The sequence below is a fragment of the Lysobacter olei genome (assembly GCF_054777355.1).
In genome coordinates this window covers 347,180-369,150 of the sequence record NZ_BAAHAT010000003.1, presented here as the reverse complement: position 1 = coordinate 369,150, position 21,971 = coordinate 347,180, and the positions used below count along the sequence as shown (strand labels likewise).

The window sequence follows — 21,971 nt, the reverse complement described above, 5'->3', positions numbered from 1 at the left end:
CCATGACGTGAAGATGCACGTGGCCGAGACCGAACTCCCTTCCTACAGTGCCGTGGACGCGGAAATCCGCCGCCTGGCTTTGGCCATGACTCCGTCGGAGTTGCATGGCGCCTTGTGCGGCTGGTTGGCCGGTGGTGGTGCATCGACCCAACGGGATTGGCTGGCCAGCGTGCTGGTGGATGCGTCGCTGGCCGCGCCCGATGAGAACTCCCCGCTAGACCAGCTCCGCCAAGCCAGCGCCGCCCAGTTGGGCGACCGCAGCTTCGGCTTTGATCTGCTGCTGCCAGAGGCCGATGCGCCCCTGGTCATCCGCAGCGGGGCGCTGTTCGACTGGTGTCGGGGCTTCCTCGGCGGATTTGGGCTGGCGGCGGGAGGCAAGTCGAGCCTTTCAGAAGAGGGGAGCGAGGCGCTGGCGGACATCGCCAAGCTCGCAGCGGCCCAACCCCAGGAAGAGGGCGATGACGAAGACGAGGCAGCCTTGGCCGAAATCGAAGAGTTCGTACGGGTCGCCACCCTCCTGCTGCATGGGGACTGCGTGCTGGCGGCGCAGCACCGGGCCCGCCTGAACTGAGGCCACGTCGCAATGGCCAGTCCCACGGGCATTCCTGCCGCCAACTACGCACGCCGTCGCAAACAACTGATGCGCATGGCGGGCAACGAGGCGATTCTCGTCCTGCCGGCTGCCGCCGAACGCATCCGGAGCCGGGACACGCATTACCCATACCGGCAGGACTCCGACCTGTGGTACCTGACGGGCTTTCCAGAGCCGGAGGCCGTGCTGGTCCTGGTGCCCGGCCGCAAGCACGGTGAGGCCTTGTTGTTCTGTCGCGAGCGACATCCGGAGCGTGAAGGCTGGGACGGGCCGCGTTTTGGTCCGGAAGGCGCCGTCGATGCGTTCGGTCTGGATGATGCGTATCCGATCAGCGACATCGACGACATCCTGCCGGGCCTGCTGGAGGGCCGCAGCCGGGTGTATTACCACTTCGGCCGGGACGCCGAGTTCGATCTCAAGCTGATCGGGTGGGTGAACCGCGTGCGCGCGATGATGAAGATGGGCGACCGCCCGCCGCACGAGTTCCTGGAACTGGGCCACCTGCTGGACGAGATGCGGCTGATCAAGGACCGCGACGAACTGAAGCTGATGCAGCGGGCCGCCGACATCTCCGTGCTGGCGCATGAAGCTGCGATGCGCGCGGTGCGTCCGGGTGTGCACGAGTTCACGCTGCAGGCCGAGCTGGAGCGCCAGTTCCGCCTGCACGACGCCCAACCGGCGTACGGCAGCATCGTCGGGGCGGGTGCGAATGCGTGCGTGCTGCACTACCACGCCAACAATGCCCCGGTGCGCGATGGCGACCTGGTGCTGATCGACGCCGGTGCGGAATTCCGCGGCTACGCGGCCGACATCACCCGCACGTTCCCGGCCAACGGTCGGTTCACGGCGCCGCAGCGCGCGCTGCACGACCTGGTGGTGCAGGCGCAAGCCGCTGCCATGGCGAACGCGCGCCCCGGTGTGCCCTACGAGGCCGGACACACGGCGGCCGTGGAAACGTTGACCGAAGGACTGCTGCGGCTGGGCCTGCTCAAGGGCAAGCTGGAGAAGAACATCGCCGAAGGCCACTACCGGCGCTACTACCGGCACAAGACCGGCCACTGGCTCGGCCTGGACGTGCATGACGTCGGCGAATACCGCTTCGATGGCGAGTCACGCCTGCTGGAGCCCGGCATGGTGTTCACGATTGAGCCGGGTCTGTACGTGCCGGTCGATGACACCGGCGTGGACGCGAAGTGGCGGGGTATCGGCATCCGCATCGAGGACGACATCCTCGTCACCCGCGACGGCCACAAGGTGCTGACGGACCATCTGGTGCGGGATGCCGCGGACATCGAGGCCTTCATGGCGGATACCCGCACGGCTGCCTGAGCCGAACAGTCCGCAACGTTGTTCGCGGATGCCGTGGGGCAGCACCCGAGGCGGCAAAAAAAGCCCGCGGAAAACGCGGGCTTTTTCATGGCAGGCCGCGCCGGGCTCAGCCCGTTGCGAAGCCCTCGCGCGTCAGGTTGACCGGCGCCGCATCGGTGCACACGACATCATCCTCGATACGGATGCCGCCGAAGGGCTTGAATGCCTCGATCCGCGCCCAGTCCACGTCACCGGCGTGCGGGCCCTGGCGCAGCCCGTCAAGCAACAGGTCGATGAAGTACAACCCCGGTTCGATGGTGACGACCATGCCGGGTTGAAGCGTGCGGGTCAGACGGAGATACGGATGACCCGGCGGCTTGGGCAGGGTGCCACCGCGGTCGCTCTCGGCGAATCCAGCGACGTCATGCACCTGCAACCCGATGCCGTGGCCGATGCCATGCGGGAAGAACACGCTGCTCACGCCTGCTTCCACCGCCGATTCGGGCGACAGGCGGCAGATACCGAAGTCGCGCATGATGCCGGCGATCGCGAGGTGCGCGTTCAGGTGCAACTGCCGGTAATCGAAACCGGCACGAACCTCATCGCACATGCGCAGTTGCGCCGCGTCCATGGCTTCGATCAGCGCCTGGAACTCCCCACCCGTGTCCGCGGCATAGGTGCGCGTGATGTCGCAGGCATAGCCGTGGAAGCTGGCGCCCGCATCGATCAGGAAGCTGCGCGATGCGCGGGGCGGCAGCCGGTCACGGTCGGTGTAGTGCAGCACCGCGCCATGTTCGTTGAGGGCGATGATGTTGCCATAGGGCAGATCGTTGGCGTCCTGGCCGGCGGCCTGGCAGTACGCCAGATGGATGCCGAATTCGCTGGAGCCCGCGCGGAAGTTCCGCTCCGCGGCACGGTGCGCGCGCACGCCGATCCGGGTCGCTTCACGCATCATCGCGATTTCGTATGGCGTCTTGAATGCGCGGTGGTATTCCAGGTACTGCAGTACCGCAGGCGGGTTGTTGGGGATGAAGTCGCCCAGCGCACTCTGCGGCTCGCCGAGGATCGCGCAACGCGACGGGTCGCTGGGCAGATGCTGCAGGGCCTCCTCCGGCGTGCGGATCACCACGATGTCGAAGTGCTCCACCCACCACCCGGCCGGCGCTTCGGGTACGACGTGCCAGTAGTCGGCCGGCTGCAGGTAGAGCAGCGTAGGTTTCTTGCCCGGCGTCGCGACGATCCAGCTGCCCGGGTTTCGGGTCAGCGGCAGCCACGCCTTGAACTGGGGGTTGGTCGCGAAGGGGTAGTCCCGGTCATCGAAGGCCTGGTAGTGCAGGTTGCCGCTCGGAACGACGAGGTGGTCATAGCCGCCTCGGGCCAATGCCTCTTGCGTCCTTGCTTGCACCACGTGCACGTGATCGGGGTATAACATCGCCAGATCGTGGATCGTCATGGGGATTCTCTTGGGGGCGTCGAAGGATTCTGACGGTTTCTCCAACACGTTGCAGTCTCCCGCCTCACATGATGGGGGTCGGCCTTGGGCCGTCACGGCCTGGTTGTGGAGCGTGGGCGCGCTGCTGGCCGGCACGCTGCTCACGGGCGCACTGACGCTGCAACAGCAGCGTCGCCTGAACGCGGACCAGTATCGGGGCTTCGAGAATGTCGCCCATCGAGGCTATGACGCCCTCCGCAGCCAGTTGGAGGCCTGCGGGCTTCTGGCACGCACGGTGCAGACACTGTTCCTGACGTCGCAGACGATTACCGAGCCTGAATTCAGGAACCTGTACGACAATCTGCAGCCCCGCGACCGATTTCCCGGTTTGCTGGCACTGGCCTACGCCGATCGCACCGTGGTCGCCGATCGCGAACACTTCATCACCACGCGGGTCGTGCCGCTGGCGGGAAATGAACGATTGCTCGGCCTGGATATCACCACGCAGCCGCCGAACCTCGCCGCGCTGCGTCGTGCCCTGCTGACCGACCGGCCGGCCTTGTCCGGGCCTTTCACCTTGGTGCAGCGCGACGAGAGCGGACAGCCGACTGAAGGCGTGACGCTGAGGTTGCCAGTGTTCGCACCTGGGACGCCGCCGCGTAACGAAGCAGAACGATTGTCACGCGTGCAGGGCTCGCTGGCGGTGTCCTTCCGCGTCCGCAGCCTGATCGAAAGCGGCCTGCAGCCTGACATTCGCGACACCCTTCGGGTCCGCGTCGCCGATGTTACCGGCGGCGGTGCCGGGCACGTGCTGTACGACTCCCACCACGGCCATCCTCCACCGGACGGCGCCCCCACGTTCGACCGCGCGCTCCATTACGGCGGGCGCACCTGGCAAGTGCACATTCATCCGCTGACGTTCCGACCGGCAGGCCTGGGGTGGCGCGAGTCGGTCTTCTGGCCGGGTCTGTTGGCCAGCGTACTGCTCGCTTTGCTGGTGTGGTCGCTGGCAACGACACGGCAGCGGGCACTGGAACTGGGGCTGCGCATCAGCCAGCAGTATCGGGAGAGCGAGGAGCGTTTCCGCACGCTGAATGAGCTGCTGCCCGCGTTGGTACTGCTGGCCGATCGGGCCGACGGCCGGATCACCTATGCCAACCAGGTGGCCCGCGCGCGATTGGGGCCGGGCCAGTTGGGGAGCGGGCTGAATGCGCTTTTCGAGGATGAGTCCGTCCGGGGGCGCCTGGCGGCCGCGGGCGACGACGAAGTCGAGACGCTTGAGGTCGCGCTCCGCGACGCGGAGGGGCAGCGGTTCTGGGCGAGCCTGTCCGTTTCACCCGCGATGTTGGATGAGCATGCGCAATGGCTTTTGGTCGCCACCGACGTGTCGGAGCAGCGGCAGTTGACCGAACTTCTTGCCTATCAGGCCAGCCATGACGCGCTCACCGAACTGTTCAACCGGCGTGAGTTCGAGCAACGTGCGCAACAACTCATCCAGTCGGTGGACGAAGCCGGTCCGGCCAGTGCCCTGTTCTACATCGACCTGGACCAGTTCAAGCTGATCAACGATACCTCCGGTCACATGGCAGGCGATCAGTTGCTGATCCAGTTGGCGGCACTGATGCATGAGCAACTGCGCGGCGGGGACATCCTCGCGCGGCTCGGCGGTGATGAATTCGGCGTGCTGGCCTGCAACGTAGGCGACCAGGCCGGCGCCCGGATGGTGGCGGAACGATTGCGCGAACACGTCGATGGCTTTGTGTTCGTGTGGGAGAACAACACCTACATGATCAGTGCGAGCATCGGCGTGGTCATGATCGACCGCCCAGGCACCTCGTTGCGCGAAGTGATGGCCCAGGCGGACACCGCCTGCTATTTGGCCAAGGAATCGGGCCGCAATCGCGTCCACTTCTATTCCGAACAGGATGACGATGCGGCGCGCAGGCGCAGCGAGATGGAGTGGGCCAATCGATTGCGCTGGGCGATCGACGAAGATCGCTTCCAGCTCTACTACCAGGAGGTTCGCAGCCTGGGCGGGCAGGACGACGGTCGGCCCCGTATTGAATTGCTGCTGCGCTTCCGGGACGAATCTGGCCGCGTGGTCCTGCCGGGAGCCTTCATCCCCGCGGCCGAACGCTATGGCCTCATGGGCATGATCGACCGCTGGGTGATTGAAACCGCGTTGGCCAATTTCGATCGACTGCACCCGGCCGGAAACCGGCTTGCCCTGGCCAACATCAATGTCTCGGGCACCACCATCGAGGACGAATCGCTGACGGACCTGATCCTGACGTTGCTGGACAAGCATGGCATCGAGCCGCAGCGCATCTGCTTCGAAATCACCGAGACGGCCGCCGTGCGCAACCTCGCGCAGGTGTCACGATTCATCGAGCGTTTGCGCACCGCGGGCTGCCGCATTGCGCTCGATGACTTCGGCGCTGGCATGTCCTCGTTCGGGTACCTGAAAAACCTCCCCGTGGACATCATCAAGATCGATGGCAGCTTCATCCGCGACTTGCTCAACGATCCGATGAGCCACGCGATCGTGCGTGCCGTGGCAGACATCGGTCACCAGCGCGGACTGCAGGTCGTGGCCGAATGGGTCTCCAGCGAGGAAATCCTGGAGGCGTTACGCGGATTGGGCGTCGACTACGCGCAGGGCTTCGCACTGCACCAACCCGAGGTGGTCCCGTATCAGACGCATTGATCGTGGGCGATCAGTGGGGCTGTTCGAGCCACAGCCTGAGGTGTGCGTGGGAGTCGCCGGTCAGGGTGATGAAGCGGAATCCCAACCAGGCGTTGCCCGGGGCGCTGGCACCGTTTTGCCACAACAGGTGGGCGCCCACTTCAATCTCCAGTGCCGGACCCTCCGGCTGCGGTAACTGGAAACGCAGCTGGTACAGCCCGTCGTCGACCAGCGCGGTCTCGGAGATGAGCAACATGCCGGTTTCCGATACGTTGCCCAACCTGCCGACCACCTGATCGGTCATCGTGTCGATGACCTCGATGTCCTCAGGGGCGTCCCTGCGATGGGCACGACGGAATTCCTCGCTCATTGGGTCTCCCCGTTGTCAGCGGCTGGGCGGGCGAACTTGCGCAGAGCGCCAAGGGTTGCGTGCCACGCACGATCGATCAGGCGCCCCACCGAGCTCGTGACGATCCGTGCCTGGCCGCGGGCCATGGCTCGCGCCAACGTGTCCAGGGTCTGTTCGTCGACACGCTGGCCGCGCTGGTTCACGAACAGCACGTGTCCCGTGATCGAGCTGTGCCAGGCCAGCCGTCGGCGGACGACGTCGCCCTGCTGGTTGGTCTGGAATTCGAACCACGTGCCAAACGGAAGCGTGCAGAGTTTCTCGTAGCACGCCTCTTCTTCCTCGTTGCGCGGCGGCAGGGGCGGCCGTTCCGGCAACGCCTGCTCGCCAAGCCGGGCGCGCGCCTTGAGCTTCATTGCCAGCTCGGTGCGAGTAGCCGCATCGTCCGACTCCGGTGCGTCGATGCCGCAAAGCTTGCGCGCGATCACTTGCGCGTCGTCTTCGTGGTACCCCACCAGTTGCAGCCCCTCGCGGACGCGATGTTCGACCTCCGCAGGGACGGCCTGGCCGTCGAAGCTGGCGCTCACCAGCGCGCGGGTATCCTCCAGGATCACCCGCCAGGCCTCCGAGTCCTCACTGCTGCGGAGCAGCGTGAGGGTCAGTACGTCTGCCCAAGCCTGGTCGAACAATGAGCGGATGAACCGCGGGAGGTTGCGGTCGCCGATCAATCCATCGAGCACTTCACGGGCACGGGTCTTGGAAACTTCCAGGCGCTCTTTGCCGCGCGCGGCCTCGACGTTGCGACGCTCCGCCACCTCCGCCTTGCGGGCCATGGCGTGGAGGTGTTCCTGCAGCGGCCGGTTGGCGGCCACGAAGACCGAGTTGTCGCCCGTGTAGTGCTTGACCACGTGGTCGACCGCTTTCTGCAGCTGCCCCTCCAGGACGGGGTCGCGCTCGTCTTCGGCCAGCCAGCTGGCACCGGACTCGGCCACTGCGTTCAGGAGTTGCCGGGCGGGGTGCTGGGCCCGGGCGAAGAATGCATGGTCGCGGAGCGCGACCCGCAGCAGCGGGATCTGCAGACGCTCGAGCAGCGACGTCCCCGTCGATTCCTGACGCATGTCGCGTGCCATCTCGGTGAATAGCAACCCGAGCAGCTCGATGACGTCGGTGTCGGCTTGCGAGAGGGCGGCAGACTCACCGTGGACGCGGCGCCCATGCGACAGCAGCACCTGGCGTAGTGCCGCCAGCCCTGACTGGCCCGGCCTGGCAGGCCCGCCGGGGGGTGTGGTCGCGGCCTGGGCCTGCCGCGCCGCCAGAATCTGCTGCAGTTCCTCCGTGGAGAGGTACGGCCCGGTGGGCGTCTGGGGTTCGGTGCGGAGCTTCCCGATCAGCCCCTTGCGATCGGCCAGCAGTTCTTGGAGCAACTGGAACGTCACGTCGTCCTGTTCGCTGCCCCCGGTGACTTCGCCCATCCAGCCTGTGTGCGGTTGCGCGGCCGGCGATGCGCCCGCCACGCGCTGCCCGGCGGGCGCGCGCTCCGCGGATGCGGCGGCCGCCTTCGGATTGACCCGGCGCGTGCGCAGCGGGACGTAGGCCAGGTCCGGCAGGACGCCTTCCCGGGCCAAGAGGCCGTTCAACGCATCCACCAGGTGCGCATAGTGACCAAGGACGTGGGTCTCGAAGCTCTGGAACAGTTCAAGACGTGCATCCTGGCGGATCTGCAGCACGCTGCTGGCCTCGGCGAGGATGCGCGTGAGGGCTTGCGGCCCCACGGGAAGCGTTGAGGCCTCAAACGCGGGCGAGCCTGCGAGCACGCCAAAGCGTTGGCCGAGCAGGAGCAAGGGCAGGCTGCTGCGCGCTTCATGCCGGACGGCCATGGCCCGGAGCGCGGAGGCCTCGGTCACTTCGTCGTCATCCACCAGCCGGAGGTGACCGAAACCGCCAACCGGCTGCGGCGCTTCGTCGTGTCCTTCAACAGGCTCCCGAATCCGTGAGAGGGTCCGTTCAAGCTCGTGCAGGAACCGCGGCACGAGATCGGAGCGATTTACCCGGACGCTACGCAGCGTCTCGAAATGCATCGACTGCTGGGTGGGGTTGCGGGCCTGCTCCGCGTGGCGGAACAGGCGCTCTTCAAAGTCGATCAGCATGCGCTCCAGGCGCACGGCCAGTTCATCCGACGCCAGCGCCAGGACCCGCTCCAGGATGTGCTGGACACGGGACGGCAATCGGGCTGACTCAAGCATCGAACGCATGGGGTGGGTTTCCGTAACCGCGTTGGTTTCCATGGCTGCACTTGGCCCTGTCCAGGTCGCAGGCCCCTTCGCCACCTTTGCGCTACCGGTTCCCGCAGGCCGGCGCCTTGGGTGGACCCTGCTGTGCCGCCTACGTTACACCGAGACGGGCGCGGCGGGCAGGTCAGGCCTTGCCTCCAGGAACAGGCTGACCACGTCATTGGTGAAGCGACGTCCCAGTTCCGTCGGGCGAACGGTGTCGCCCACCTGTTCCAGCCAGCCCGCCTGGCGCGCTTCATCGAGGGGGGGCGCAATTTCCCAGGGCTCCAGCCCCGTGCGGGCCGCGAACTCCGACAGGCGGAATCCGTCCACCAGGCGCAGCGCATTCAACATGTATTCGAAGGGGCGCTTGTCCAGCGCCACCCGCTCATCGCCGCCTATGGCGGCGGCGGTTCCCGCATGGGCCAGGTAGGTCGACGGGTGCTTGTGCTTCCAGCGGCGCAGGATGGCCTGCTCGCTGCCCAACGTGAGCTTGCCGTGCGCGCCGGCGCCAATCCCGAGGTAATCGCCGTAGCGCCAGTAGTTCAGGTTGTGGTCGCACTGCCGACCCGGGCGGGCGTACGCGCTGACTTCGTACTGGGCGTAGCCGGCGTCCGCCAGCAGCGCCTGGCAGTGTTCCTGCATGTCCCAGCTCGCGTCATCGTCGGGAATGCCGACCGGCGGGCGGGCGGCAAATACGGTGTTCGGCTCCAGGGTCAGCTGGTAGTGCGAGACATGCGTCGGCTGCAGGGCGAAGGCGCGCTGCAGGTCGTGCTCGGCCATGGCCAGGGTCTGGCCGGGCAGGGCATACATCAGGTCCAGGTTGATGTTGTCGAAGCCTGCATCCTGCGCCAGCTTGACCGCGGCTTCGGCCTCGCCACTATCGTGGATGCGGCCCAGTCGCTGCAGGCAGCCGTCGTCGAAGCTCTGCACCCCAAAGCTGAGGCGGTTGATGCCGGCGGCGCGGTAACCCTCGAAACGGCCATGCTCGGCCGTGCCCGGATTGGTCTCCAGGGTGATCTCGCAACCGGGGGCGAAGCGCAGGCGCGCACTGGCGCCCTGCAGGAAGCGGTCGATCGCCTGTGGCGGCATGAGGCTGGGCGTGCCCCCGCCGAAGAACACGGTGCGTACGTTGCGGCCCCAGACCAGCGCCAGGTCGTGGTCCAGGTCGGCCAACAGTGCGTCCACGTAGGCCTCGAACGGCGGTTCGCCGCGCCGCTCGTGCGAGTTGAAATCGCAGTAGGGGCATTTGCGCACGCACCACGGGACGTGCACGTACAGGGACAGCGGCGGGGTGGTCAACGTCATCGGTCTATTGTCCCACCCTCGCGGTGCGGATGCCGCCCGCCTCAGCGCACGTGAAGCGGATCGTTCAGCGACAGCGCGCGCAGGCGTGCCCTGAGCTCGGTCACGGCTTGGCCGCGGTGGCTGATCCTGTTCTTGGTGCCAGGATCCAGCTCGGCGGCGGATCGACCCGAGGCGGGGTCGAGGAACACCGGGTCGTACCCGAAGCCACCTTCGCCGGTGCGGGCCCGGAGCACGCTGCCCTGCCAGCGGCCCTCGACCACCAGCGGCTGAGGGTCGTCCGGCGAGCGCAGCAGGACCAGTACGGCGATGAAATGCGCGGTGCGTGCCTCGTCCGGCACGTCCTGCAGGGCCCCCAGCAGCTTGTCGATATTCGCCTGGGCGTCCCCCTGCGACCCCGCATAACGCGCCGAATACAGGCCCGGTGCGCCGTCCAGCGCGTCCACGCACAGGCCGGAATCGTCCGCCAGCGCCGGCAGGCCGGTGACCCGGGCGGCGTGCCGCGCCTTGATCAGCGCGTTTTCCACGAACGTCAGGCCTGTTTCGGGTACGTCGTCCACGCCCAGGCTGCGTTGCGTGACCAGTGTGTAGCCGTCGCCGCCGAGGATCGCGTTCAGTTCGGCCAGCTTGCCGGCATTGCCGGAGGCGAGCACCAGTTGCATGGCGGCTTCAGCCCGCCAGGGCCTGACGCTGCATCTCCACCAGCCGGGCGATCCCGACCTCGGCCAGCGCGGTCATCGCCTGCAACTCGTCGCGGCGGAAGGCGTGGCCTTCGGCCGTGCCCTGCACCTCGATGAAGCCGCCGCCGTCATTCATCACCACGTTCATGTCGGTGTCGCAGTCGCTGTCCTCGGCGTAGTCCAGGTCCAGCACGGGCACGCCGCGGTACACGCCGACCGATACCGCCGCCACCGCGCCGAACACCGGGTCGCGGGCGATGTCCTTGCGCGCCATCAGCCAGCGCACCGCGTCCACCAGGGCCACGTAGGCACCGGTGATGGCGGCCGTTCGGGTGCCACCGTCGGCCTGCAGCACGTCGCAGTCCAGGGTGATGGTGCGTTCACCCAGCAGCTTGCGGTCCACGCAGGCGCGCAGCGAGCGGCCGATCAGGCGCTGGATCTCCAACGTGCGCCCGCCCTGCTTGCCGCGCGCGGCCTCGCGGTCGCTGCGGGTGTTGGTGGCGCGCGGCAGCATGCCGTACTCGGCGGTGACCCAGCCTTCGCCCTTGCCACGGAGGAACGCAGGCACCTTGTTGTCCACGCTGGCGGTGCACAGCACCCGGGTGTCGCCGAAGCTGACCAGCACCGAACCCTCGGCGTGGCGCGTGTAACCGCGTTCGATGCGCACTTCGCGCAGCTGGTCAGGGGCGCGGCCGCTGGGCCGGGAGACGCCTTGCGGCAGGGAGCTGGTCATCGGCGCGATTACCGGGATTGGGGCCGGCGAGTTTACCATTCGCCCCTCGCCGGCCCGGTTCCGGACAGGACACCCGCATGATCCGCAGCATGACCGCCTTCGCCAGTGGCGAACGCGACACCGAATGGGGCTCGCTTTCCTGCGAGCTGCGTTCGGTCAACCACCGTTTCCTCGAGGTGGGCGTGCGCCTGCACGACGAGTTGCGCGCCATGGAGCCGGCGCTGCGCGAACGCATCGCGGCACGCGTGGCCCGCGGCAAGCTGGACCTGACGCTTCGGTTGCGCGCACCGGAAGGCGAAGGCGAGCTGCAGGTCAACCCGGCCCGCGTGCGCGAGCTGTCGGAACTGGCGGTCGACCTGTCGGCGCGATTCCCGGCAATGAAGACGGATTTCACCCAGCTGCTGCAGTTTCCGGGTGTGTTGCAGGCCAAGGCCACCGATGCGGCGGCATTGCAGGCCGAGGCCTTGGCCCTGCTGGACACGGTGCTGGATGAGTTCGTCGCCGCGCGCGAACGCGAAGGCGCCAAGCTGGCCGCCGTCATCATCGAGCGTGTGGACGGCATCGCCGCCATCGCCGTCGAGGTGCGTCAGCTGATGCCCGCGATCCGCGCGGGCCAGCGGGCCAAGCTGGAAGCGCGGCTGTCCGAGTTGGCCCAGCCCGCCGACCCCGGTCGGCTGGAGCAGGAGCTGGTGATGTGGTTGCAGAAGCTCGACGTGGAAGAGGAGCTCGATCGCCTCAACGCCCACGTGGGCGAGGCGCGCCGCGTGCTCAAGCTGAAGGAAGCGGTCGGCCGCCGGCTTGACTTCCTGCTGCAGGAATTCAACCGCGAGGCGAACACCCTGGGCTCCAAGTCGGTGGATGCCCGTACCTCGGCCGCGGCCATTGAACTCAAGGTCCTGATCGACCAGGTCCGCGAACAGATCCAGAACATCGAATGACCATGCGCGGAACCCTGTTCATCGTCGCGGCGCCCTCGGGCGCCGGCAAGTCGAGCATCGTGAATGCGGTGCTGGCGCGCGACCCCAACATCGCCCTGTCGATCTCGTTCACCTCGCGCCAGCCGCGCCCGGGCGAGCGCCATGCCGAGCACTACCACTTCGTCAGCAAGGACGAGTTCGAAGCCATGGTCGCGGCCGGTGACTTCTTCGAGCACGCGCTGGTGCATGGCGACTGGAAGGGCACCGCCCGCCAGTCGGTCGAGCCGCAGCTCAACGCCGGCAAGGACGTGCTGCTGGAGATCGACTGGCAGGGTGCACGCCAGGTGCGCGACAAGGTGCCGGGCGCGGTCAGCGTGTTCATCCTGCCGCCCTCGCGTGAGGCACTGGAGCAGCGCATGCGCAACCGCGGGCAGGACTCCGAGGCGGTGATCCAGCAACGGCTGGCGGCCGCGCGCGAGGAGATGTCGCATTACGGTGAGTTCGACTACGTCATCGTCAACGAGCACTTCGCGGTGGCCGTGGACGAGATGTGTTCGGTGTTCACGGCCAGCCGCCTGCGCCGCGAGCAGCAGGTAGCGCGCCACGGGCGGCTGATCACGGCGCTGTTGTCCGACTGAGCCGCGGTTCAACCCGGACCGTTGCCCGCGTCGCTGCCAGCAGGGGCGCATTCGAGGGGACACGGCCGAAGTTTCCAGCGCGTTGCCGGTGGAGTGCGCGCCCAGGCACGCGAAAACCATCGTGGAAACAATGAGTTGCACCGAAAGCCCGGTCGCCCGTATAATTCCCGGTCCCACCGAGTCTGTATGGACGGCCCTCGGCCGCCAGGAGCCCCATGGCCCGCATCACCGTTGAAGATTGCCTGGAAGTGGTCAACAACCGCTTCGAACTCGTCATGATGGCCGCCAAGCGTGCGCGCCAGCTGGCCAACGGCGTCGAGCCGCAGCTGGACAACAGCGAGGCCAATGACAAGCCGACCGTCCTCGCCCTGCGTGAAATCGCCGCGCGCCGCATCGACCTCGAATACATCGACGCGGTGGAGAAGTCCGAGCGCGAGCGCAAGGAGCGCGAGGCGCTGGAGTGGGCCGCCGCCGAAGTGGTGGCCGACGACGACATGTCGAAGGGCGACGACTGAGTCTCCCTTCACGCGCTCCGGCGCGTGAGCTGATGGCAGCGGCCCCGCCAGTGCGGGGCCGTGTCGTTTTCGTCGTTCAGGCGTGCGTTGCCGCTCGGCGCCCGCACGCGTAGATTGCCAGCATGAACCCTCGCGAGACCGCCCTGCATCCAGCCCCGGCGCACGCGTCCGACGACGTAGGCGTGCCGGGGTATGTGCGTGATCTCGAGCGCGTGGCCGCGTACCTGCCGCCTGACCAGTTGCGCCTGCTCCGGCGTGCCTGGAGGGTGGGGGCCGACGCGCACGAGGGGCAGACGCGCAAGTCGGGTGAGCCTTACATCACGCACCCGGTGGCCGTGGCCCAGGTGTTGGCCGAGCAGGGCCTGGACGTCGAGACCCTGGTGGCGGCGATCCTGCACGACACCATCGAGGACACGCCGCTGACCTACGACGGCCTGGTCGCCGAGTTTGGCGACACGGTGGCCGAGTTGGTGGACGGTGTCACCAAGCTGGACAAGCTGCAGTTCCGTGACCGGCAGGAAGCTGCCGCCGAAAGCTTCCGCAAGATGCTGCTGGCGATGGCGCGGGACCTGCGGGTCATCCTCATCAAGTTGGCCGACCGACTGCACAACATGCGCACGCTGGGCGCGCAGAGCACCGAGGCACGGCAGCGCATCGCGCGCGAGACGCTGGAAATCTACGCGCCCATTGCCCAGCGTCTGGGCATGAACCTGATCAAGGCCGAACTGCAGGACCTGGGCTTCCGCGCCCTGTACCCGTGGCGGCACGCAGTAATCGAGAAGCGCATCCGCACCCAGCCGGTGGTGCGGCGCGAGGCGCTGATCCAGATCGAGGCCACTCTGGCGCAAAGGCTTGCCAAGGAGAAGCTGGTCCATCGGCTGGTCAGCCGGGTGAAGTCGCCGTGGAGCATCTACGGCAAGATGCGCGCCGAGCACAAGAACTTTGCCCAGGTAATGGACGTGTTCGGCTTCCGCGTGGTGCTGCGCAGCGTGCCCGATTGTTACCACGCACTGGGCGTGGTGCATGCCGCCTACAAGCCGCTTGATGCGCGCTTCCGCGATTTCATCGCGATTCCCAAGGCCAACGGTTACCAGTCCCTGCACACCGTGCTGTTCGGGCCCTACGGCTCGCCCATCGAGGTGCAGATCCGCACCGAGGAAATGGACCTGATCGCCGAACGCGGCATCGCGGCGCACTGGTCCTACAAGCATGGGGGCGAGGGCCCCACCAGTGCGCAGAACCGCGCGCAGGACTGGATCAGCGGGTTGGTGGAGGCGCAGCACGCCACTGGCTCGTCGCTGGAATTCCTCGAGAACGTCAAGGTCGACCTCTTCCCGGACGAGGTGTACCTGTTCACGCCCAAGGGCGACATCCTGGCGTTGCCGCGCAATTCGACGGCCCTCGACTTCGCCTATGCGGTGCACACCGACGTGGGCAACCGGGCCGTCGCCGCGCGCGTGGACGGCAAGTTGGTGCCGCTGCGCAGCAAGCTGTCCAGCGGCCAGCGCGTGGAGATCGTCACCGCGAAGTCATCCACGCCCAAGCCGCAGTGGCTGGAGTTCGTGGTGTCCGGCAAGGCGCGTACGTCGATCCGCCAGCAGCTCAAGCAGCTGGAGCACGAGGACGCGGTGCAACTCGGCCATCGCATGCTCGATCGCGCGCTGGAGGTGCTGCAGACCTCGCTGGAGCGCGTGCCGGCCGTGCGCATGGAGGCCTACCTGGCCGAACAGCGCTACGCGCGGCTGGAGGCGTTGCTGGCCGACATCGCGCTGGGCAACCGCATGCCGACGCAGGTCGCGCAGGCCTTGGTGCGCACGGCGCCGGAGAAACTGGAGCGACGCAAGGAGCGCGGGCCGCTGGCAGAGGACCTGATTCTCATCACCGGCCGCGAGCGCGGGGTGATCAGCTTCGCCAACTGCTGCCTGCCCGTACCCGGCGACGACATCATGGGTTACCACACGGCGGGCAAGGGCATCGTGGTGCACCGACTCGATTGCCCCAACGTGGGCGATTACCGGAAGTCGCCCGATCGCTGGGTGCCCATCGGCTGGGACCGCAAGGTCGAAGGCCACTTCGGCGCCGCGCTCAAGATCGAAGTTGACAACCGGCCGGGTGCGCTGGCGCAGGTCGCCGCGGCGATTGCCGAGGCCGACTCCAACATCGACCGCGTGGAGTACCTGGAGCGCGATTCCAACATGGCGGTGATGCGCTTCGGAGTCGAGGTGCGCGATCGCCGCCATCTCGCCGACGTGATGCGGCGCGTACGCCGATTGGGCGTCGTGCTGGGCGTGCAACGCCTTTGAAGCGCTGCCGGCGGGCGGAGCCGGCATTCCGCTAAACTGGGGCATTGCACGCTGGTTCCCGAGGAGCCCCCATGTCCCGCCAGATCATCCATACCGACAAGGCGCCCGCTGCCATCGGCCCGTATTCGCAGGCCGTGCGCGCCGGCAACACCGTGTACCTTTCCGGGCAAATCCCGCTCGACCCGGCCACCGGCCTGGTGGTCGAAGGGGGCATCGACGCGCAGGCACGCCGCGCCTTCGACAACCTCGTTGCTGTTTGCGAGGCCGCCGGCGGCTCGTTGGAAAAGATCGTGCGCCTGGGGCTGTACCTCACCGACCTGGGCGAGTTCGCCACGGTCAACGCGGTGATGGGCGAGTACTTCAATGCGCCGTTCCCCGCACGCTCCACCATCGAGGTGTCGGGGCTGCCCCGCGGTGTGCTGTTCGAGGTCGATGCGGTGATGGTGCTCGACTGAGCCCGTTCCGCGCCGCGTCCTGGACCTTGAGGTCCCGTGCGCGTGGCGCATGGGCGCTTGGCCTGCCGGCGCGGGGCATCGCCTGATGGCGCGCGCGCAGCGACCCGCGCCCGCCTTGGCGGCGGTTGGCGAAACGCCGCTCACCGCGTTGCCCGGTTGTGGGCCGAAGGTGGCCGAGAAGCTCGCGGCTCGCGGCCTGCTGTCGCTGCAGGATTTGTGGCTGCAACTGCCGCGGCAGTATGAGGACCGCACCCAACTGACGCCCATCGCGGCGCTCCAGCCGGGTGTGGCCGCCCAGGTGGAAGGGCAGGTGGAGGCCGTGGATCGCGGCTTCCGTTTCCGTCCGATGTTGCGGGTGGCACTCAGCGACGAGTCGCGCGGCACCCTGGTGCTTCGCTTCTTTCATTTTCGCGCGGCGCAGGTCGCGCAATTCCGCGCCGGTGTTCGTGTGCGCTGCTACGGCACGCCGCGTCCGGGCCAGCACGGGCTGGAAATCGTCCACCCCAGCTATCGCATCGTCAGCGAGGCCGATGAGGCGCTGGGCGACTCGCTGGATCCGGTGTATTCCGCCATCGAGGGCATTGGCCCGGCCACCTTGCGCCGTCTGATCGGGCTGGCGCTGGATCGCCTGCCCGCGGCGGATGCCCTGGAGCTGTTGCCCGAGCCCTTGCGCCGTGAGTGGCAGTTGCCCACGTTGCGCGAGGCCCTGCTGACCATGCACCGCCCCCCGCCGGACGCGGATGTGCGCGCCCTGCTGGCCGGCACGCATCCGGCGCAGCGGCGCCTGGCGCTGGAGGAATTGCTGGCGCATCACCTCAGCCTGCGGCGCCAGCGCATTGCCCAGCAGGCGCATGCCGCCGTGGTGCTGCGCGATACGTCGCTGGCCGAGCGTCTGCGGATGTCACTGCCCTTTGCCCTGACCGGCGCGCAGCAGCGCGTGTTTGAACAGGTGCGCAATGACCTCGCGCGGCCTTCGCCGATGCTTCGCCTGGTCCAGGGTGACGTGGGGTCCGGCAAGACCGTGGTGGCCGCGATGGCGGCGATGATGGCGGTGGCCGCTGGTCGACAGGCTGCGCTGATGGCCCCCACGGAACTGCTGGCCGAACAGCATCTGCACAACCTGCGCGGCTGGCTGGAGCCGCTGGGGGTCCGGGTCGCTTGGCTGGCCGGCAAGGTGACCGGCCGCGCGCGTACACAGGCACTCGCGGCGGTGGCGTCGGGCGAGGCGCAAGTGGTGGTCGGCACCCATGCCTTGATGCAGGAAGGCGTGTCCTTCCACGACCTGGCCCTGGCCATCGTCGACGAGCAACACCGTTTCGGCGTGCACCAGCGGCTGGCGCTGCGCGACAAGGGGGCGGGCGTTTTGGCGCAGGGGGACCGCGACCGCATCGAGGTCGTGCCGCACCAGCTGGTGATGACCGCCACGCCTATTCCGCGCACGCTGGCGATGGCCGCGTATGCCGACCTGGACGTGTCGGCCATCGACGAACTACCACCCGGTCGTACCCCGGTGCAGACCGTGGCCCTGGGCGCGGAGCGCCGGCCCGAGCTCGTCGATCGCATCCGCAAGGCGTGCGCCGAGGGGCGGCAGGCCTATTGGGTGTGCACGCTGATCGATGACAGTGACGAAGTCGTCGCGCAGGCCGCGCAGTCGACTTACGAAGAACTGGGCCGGCAGCTGCCCGACCTGCGCGTCGGACTGGTCCACGGCCGCATGAAAGCGGCCGACAAACAGGCGGCCATGCAGGCCTTCAAGCAGGGAGACATTGACCTGCTGGTGGCCACGACCGTGATCGAGGTGGGCGTGGACGTGCCCAACGCCTCGCTGATGATCATCGAGAATGCGGAGCGGCTGGGGCTGGCGCAGCTGCACCAGTTGCGTGGTCGGGTGGGGCGCGGCAGCGCCGTGTCCAGCTGCGTGCTGTTGTACCAGCCGCCGCTCTCCCAGCTGGCTCGGCAACGCCTGGAAACCATGCGCGAAACCAACGACGGCTTCGTGATCGCAGAAAAGGACCTGGAGCTGCGCGGCCCTGGCGAAATCCTCGGTACCCGCCAGACGGGGCTGGCGGCCTTCCGCGTCGCGGACCTCGCGCGCGACGCGGACCTGCTGCCGCGCGTGCAGCACCTGGGTGAGCGGTTGCTGGTCGAGGCGCCGGACACTGCCGAGCGCATCGTCACCCGCTGGATCGGCGGGGCGGCGCGTTACGCGTCCGCGTAGTGGTAAGTCGGCAGTGAGGCGGACCCGTGGCGCGCAGCGACCTGCCAACGCCGACCACCGCTTAACGCCGGAAAGGTGCTGCGGATGCGGCCGCGATCGGCGGCACGGTCGATCGAAACGCGCATAATCCAAAAATGACCGACACGATTCCGCTGCTCATCGATACCGATCCCGGCGTGGACGACGCGCTGGCCCTGCTGATGGCATTCAACGACACGCGCCACCGCGTGGTCGGCCTCACCATCGCCGCGGGCAACGTGGGGCTGCGGCACACCGTCGCCAATGCGCTCAAGTTGTGCGAGGTCGCGGGCATGGACGTGCCGGTGTTCGCCGGCTGTGCCTCGCCGCTGGTGCATGACGCCGAAGATGCCGCCCACGTGCACGGCCAGGACGGCTTTGGCGACATCGGCTACGTGCCCGCCACCACGCAGGCGCAAGCCGAGCATGCCGCGCTGGCCATCCTGCGCGCGTCGCACGAGCATGCCGGCCGCCTGTTGCTGGTCGCGCTGGGTCCGTTGACCAACATCGCACTCGCCCTGCGCCTGGACCCGACGCTGCCGCAACGCGTGGCACGCCTGGTGGTGATGGGGGGCGCGGTCACCGCGCACGGCAACATCACGCCGGCTGCCGAGTTCAACATCGCCTTCGATCCGGAAGCGGCGCACGTCGTGTTCGGTGCATTCCCGCATCTCGACCTGGCCGACTGGGAGGCGACCATCGCCCACGGTCTGTTGCATGACGACGTGCTGGAGTGGCTGCGGGTCGATGCGCCGCGCGCGCGATTCTACGACGCCATCTCGCGCAAGACCCGCGAATGGTCGGCTGATCGCCGGGGCGCCTACTGGCATTCGGCCGATGCGCTGGCGATGGCGTTCGCGCTGCAGCCCGAGGGTGCCACCGAGATGGTCGAACGTCCGGTGGTAGTGGAACTCGAAGGTCGGCACACCCGCGGCGCCACGGTGGTGGACTGGAACCGCCAGACCGGGCGCCCGGACAACGCCCGGGTGCTGCTGCGGTATGACCAGACCCGTTTCCAGGGCCTGATCCGCGCCGCGCTCGCGGCCGGGTGAGGGTAGGGGTTGCCCGCGGTCGCGAAGCTGGCTACAATGCCGCTCTTTCCTGTTTAGCTACTGGTGTGAGCCATGAAGGCCGGCATTCATCCCGATTACCGCGAAGTCGTCTTCCAGGACGTCACCACTGATTACCAGTTCCTCACCCGCTCGACGCTCGGCTCCAAGGAGTCGGTCAAGTGGGAAGACGGCAATGAGTACCCGCTGATCAAGGTCGATATTTCGTCGGCCTCGCACCCGTTCTACACGGGCAAGCACAAGATCGTGGATACCAGCGGTCGCGTGGACAAGTTCCGCAAGCGCTACGGCAAGTAATCGCCTCCGCTTTGCGATGCCAGACGGCCGCCTCCGGGCGGCCGTTTGCATTTCCGGCCATACGCCCAGTGCGCGCCGCGAATGGAATGGAAGCGCCGCCGCCTGACTAAAGTCAGAGTCCCGACTCAGGGGCAGTGTGCGATAATTCTTGATCGCAAGTCCGGGCCGGCTGGGCATCCGCCGCCGGGTCGACCTGCTCCCTTCCCCCTTACGTACCGTGGTTTTCCGCCGTACGCAGACCGAGGAGTGCTTCGTGTCCGATTCCAAGTCTGGCCTGACCCAGGTCACCCTTGCCGCTGGCGATAAGAGCGTCGTCCTGCCCGTGCAGCACCCGACCCTGGGCGCGCCCTGCATCGACATCGCCAAGCTGACGAAGGAAACCGGGTGCTTCACCTATGACCCGGGCTTCGGCGCCACCGCCAGCTGCAAGTCGGCCATCACCTACATCGATGGCGACGCCGGCGTACTGCTGTACCGCGGCTACCCGATCGAGCAACTGGCCGAGCATTCGAGCTTCCTCGAGGTCGCCTACCTGCTGATGCACGGCGAACTGCCGAACAAGGACCAGTTCGCCTCGTTCGAGCATGAGGTCACGCATCACACGATGATGCACGAGGCCTTCCGCACGTTCCTGTACGGCTTCCGCCACGACGCGCATCCGATGGCCATGCTCACCGGCATGCTCGGTTCGCTGGCGAGCTTCTACCACAACGACCTCGACCTCGAGGATCCGGAGCAGCGCCGCCTGGCCGCGATCCGCCTGCTGGCCAAGGTGCCGACGATCGCCGCCGCCTGCTACCGCTATTCGATCGGCTGGCCGATCCGCTACCCGAAGAACAACCTCGAGTACACCACGCGCTTCCTGCACATGATGAAGGAAGTGCCGTCCGAGCCGCTGGAGCTCAGCCCGATGGCCGCCAAGGCCATGGACCTGCTGTTCATCCTGCACGCCGACCACGAGCAGAACGCCTCGACCTCGACCGTGCGCCTGGTCGGTTCGACCGGTGCCAACCCGTACGTCAGCGTGGCGGCCGGCGTGGCTGCGCTGTGGGGACCTGCCCACGGCGGTGCCAACGAAGCCGTGCTCAAGATGCTGGAAGAGATTGGCCGTCCGGAGAACGTCGGTTCGGCGATCGCCAAGGCCAAGGACAAGGAGTCGGGCTTCCGCCTGATGGGCTTCGGCCACCGCGTCTACAAGAACTTCGACCCGCGCGCCAAGATCATCCGCGAGATGACCCACAAGGTGCTGGGCGAACTGGGCATCAACGACCCGCTGCTCGAGGTCGCGATGAAGCTCGAGGAGGCCGCGCTGAAGGACGAGTACTTCGTGCAGCGCAAGCTCTACCCGAACGTCGACTTCTACTCCGGCATCATCTACAAGGCGCTGGGCATCCCGACCGAGATGTTCACGGTCATGTTCGCCATCGCCCGCACCGCCGGCTGGGTCAGCCACTGGCTGGAGCAGCAGACCGATCCGGAAGCCCGCATCGGCCGTCCGCGCCAGATCTACACCGGTTCGCCGGTGCGCGATTACGTGGACATCGACCAGCGCTGATCCGCATGGCGCAAACGCTGGCCGGCGCACGCGCCGACGCGATGATGGAGCCGCGGCCTCGCCGCGGCTTCGTCGTTTTCAAGTGGCTGATGTATGCGCTGCTGGCCGGCGACGTGGTGCTGTATGCGCTGTACGGGCGGCTGACCGAACTGGTCGACACCGCGGCCTGGCTGATCCTGCTGATGCTGTTCGAGTGGGAGACGGGCGGATGGTCGCTGCCGCCGCGTTGGCGTCCTGCGCTGCATGGCGTGCGCGCTGTCGCGGCGCTGGCCGTGCTAGGCGCTTGCATTGGCTACGCCACGGAAGGCGAGTGGCTGGATTTCGCCAACGAGATGGTGTGGCTGGGCGTGGTGGCCCTGCTGGAGCTGGAAGTGCGATTGCCGCCAGACGCGATGCGGTTGCATCGCATGCGCCGCGTGTGCGCGATCGTGCTCTACACGGCCCTGGTCGGCTTCCTGCTGGCGTGGGCCATCGAAGGCGCCACGGGGCCTGAGCCATTGCATGCCTGGCTGGATGCCTGGGACGCGTTGCTGTGGTTGTTGGCCTTCGTCGTGATCGAGCTCAACGTGTTTGGTTACGCCAGGCACCGGCGCGGCAAGCACCGACTGGCGTAGCCCGCTGATCGGTCGACGG

19 protein-coding genes are annotated in these 21,971 nt (G+C 67.5%); 13 read left to right on the top strand and 6 right to left on the bottom strand.

The annotated features are described in order from the left end of the window. The first annotated feature begins 13 nt into the window (after positions 1-13). Positions 14-571, top strand: coding sequence for a UPF0149 family protein (locus ACYVBS_RS06620; protein WP_460822634.1), 558 nt, complete (start codon positions 14-16; stop codon positions 569-571). Between the two features lie 12 nt (positions 572-583). Further along, positions 584-1,921 (top strand): aminopeptidase P N-terminal domain-containing protein, encoded by a 1,338-nt coding sequence (locus ACYVBS_RS06615; RefSeq protein WP_460822604.1) that lies wholly within the window; start codon positions 584-586, stop codon positions 1,919-1,921. A 106-nt stretch (positions 1,922-2,027) separates the two neighbouring features. Here the strand turns inward: ACYVBS_RS06615 and pepQ are convergent, their stop codons facing one another. Further along, positions 2,028-3,353: a Xaa-Pro dipeptidase gene (gene pepQ, locus ACYVBS_RS06610; RefSeq protein ID WP_460822603.1), complete on the bottom strand. Its 1,326-nt coding sequence runs from the start codon at positions 3,351-3,353 to the stop codon at positions 2,028-2,030. A gap of 112 nt (positions 3,354-3,465) precedes the next feature. Between pepQ and ACYVBS_RS06605 the strand changes: the two genes are divergently transcribed. Next, on the top strand, positions 3,466-6,039 hold the full coding sequence (locus tag ACYVBS_RS06605) for a bifunctional diguanylate cyclase/phosphodiesterase (protein WP_460822602.1): 2,574 nt from the start codon (positions 3,466-3,468) through the stop codon (positions 6,037-6,039). 10 nt (positions 6,040-6,049) lie between these two features. Here ACYVBS_RS06605 and ACYVBS_RS06600 read toward each other — a convergent pair whose 3' ends face one another. The 5 genes from ACYVBS_RS06600 to rph form a co-directional block, all read right to left on the bottom strand. Continuing rightward, complete coding sequence (locus tag ACYVBS_RS06600; protein ID WP_460822600.1) at positions 6,050-6,388, bottom strand: PilZ domain-containing protein; 339 nt, start codon at positions 6,386-6,388, stop codon at positions 6,050-6,052. After that, positions 6,385-8,616, bottom strand: coding sequence for a DUF1631 domain-containing protein (locus ACYVBS_RS06595; protein ID WP_460822599.1), 2,232 nt, complete (start codon positions 8,614-8,616; stop codon positions 6,385-6,387). The genes ACYVBS_RS06600 and ACYVBS_RS06595 overlap by 4 nt, the downstream gene beginning before the upstream one ends. Before the next feature lie 135 nt (positions 8,617-8,751). Continuing rightward, entirely contained in the window at positions 8,752-9,942 is a 1,191-nt protein-coding gene (gene hemW / locus ACYVBS_RS06590) for a radical SAM family heme chaperone HemW (RefSeq protein ID WP_460822597.1), read from the bottom strand. 41 nt (positions 9,943-9,983) lie between these two features. Continuing rightward, positions 9,984-10,601, bottom strand: a complete 618-nt coding sequence (rdgB, locus tag ACYVBS_RS06585) for an RdgB/HAM1 family non-canonical purine NTP pyrophosphatase (protein ID WP_460822596.1) — start codon at positions 10,599-10,601, stop codon at positions 9,984-9,986. A gap of 7 nt (positions 10,602-10,608) precedes the next feature. Then, positions 10,609-11,352 carry a ribonuclease PH gene (gene rph, locus ACYVBS_RS06580; protein ID WP_460822594.1) on the bottom strand — a complete coding sequence of 248 codons (744 nt, stop codon included), beginning with the start codon at positions 11,350-11,352 and terminating at the stop codon, positions 10,609-10,611. Positions 11,353-11,429: 77 nt separating this feature from the next. On the opposite strand from rph, the gene ACYVBS_RS06575 reads away from it, so the two are divergent. The 10 genes from ACYVBS_RS06575 (at position 11,430) to ACYVBS_RS06530 (ending at position 21,952) form a co-directional block, all read left to right on the top strand. After that, complete coding sequence (locus ACYVBS_RS06575) at positions 11,430-12,290, top strand: YicC/YloC family endoribonuclease (protein ID WP_460822593.1); 861 nt, start codon at positions 11,430-11,432, stop codon at positions 12,288-12,290. Positions 12,291-12,292: 2 nt separating this feature from the next. Further along, entirely contained in the window at positions 12,293-12,907 is a 615-nt protein-coding gene (gene gmk, locus ACYVBS_RS06570) for a guanylate kinase (RefSeq protein ID WP_460822591.1), read from the top strand. 215 nt (positions 12,908-13,122) lie between these two features. Then, a complete protein-coding gene (gene rpoZ, locus ACYVBS_RS06565; protein WP_460822589.1) occupies positions 13,123-13,422 on the top strand; it encodes a DNA-directed RNA polymerase subunit omega in 300 nt (99 codons plus the stop codon). A 122-nt stretch (positions 13,423-13,544) separates the two neighbouring features. Next, complete coding sequence (locus tag ACYVBS_RS06560; protein ID WP_460822588.1) at positions 13,545-15,725, top strand: RelA/SpoT family protein; 2,181 nt, start codon at positions 13,545-13,547, stop codon at positions 15,723-15,725. Positions 15,726-15,796: 71 nt separating this feature from the next. Continuing rightward, positions 15,797-16,180 (top strand): RidA family protein, encoded by a 384-nt coding sequence (locus ACYVBS_RS06555; protein ID WP_036135660.1) that lies wholly within the window; start codon positions 15,797-15,799, stop codon positions 16,178-16,180. A gap of 85 nt (positions 16,181-16,265) precedes the next feature. After that, a complete protein-coding gene (gene recG / locus ACYVBS_RS06550; RefSeq protein WP_460822633.1) occupies positions 16,266-18,398 on the top strand; it encodes an ATP-dependent DNA helicase RecG in 2,133 nt (710 codons plus the stop codon). Positions 18,399-18,532: 134 nt separating this feature from the next. Continuing rightward, positions 18,533-19,468, top strand: a complete 936-nt coding sequence (locus tag ACYVBS_RS06545; RefSeq protein WP_460822586.1) for a nucleoside hydrolase — start codon at positions 18,533-18,535, stop codon at positions 19,466-19,468. 72 nt (positions 19,469-19,540) lie between these two features. Continuing rightward, positions 19,541-19,783, top strand: coding sequence for a type B 50S ribosomal protein L31 (locus ACYVBS_RS06540; protein WP_460822584.1), 243 nt, complete (start codon positions 19,541-19,543; stop codon positions 19,781-19,783). Positions 19,784-20,036: 253 nt separating this feature from the next. Next, positions 20,037-21,338, top strand: a complete 1,302-nt coding sequence (locus ACYVBS_RS06535) for a citrate synthase (RefSeq protein ID WP_460822582.1) — start codon at positions 20,037-20,039, stop codon at positions 21,336-21,338. Positions 21,339-21,343: 5 nt separating this feature from the next. Beyond that, positions 21,344-21,952 (top strand): hypothetical protein, encoded by a 609-nt coding sequence (locus tag ACYVBS_RS06530; RefSeq protein WP_460822580.1) that lies wholly within the window; start codon positions 21,344-21,346, stop codon positions 21,950-21,952. The last annotated feature ends 19 nt before the right edge of the window (positions 21,953-21,971 follow it).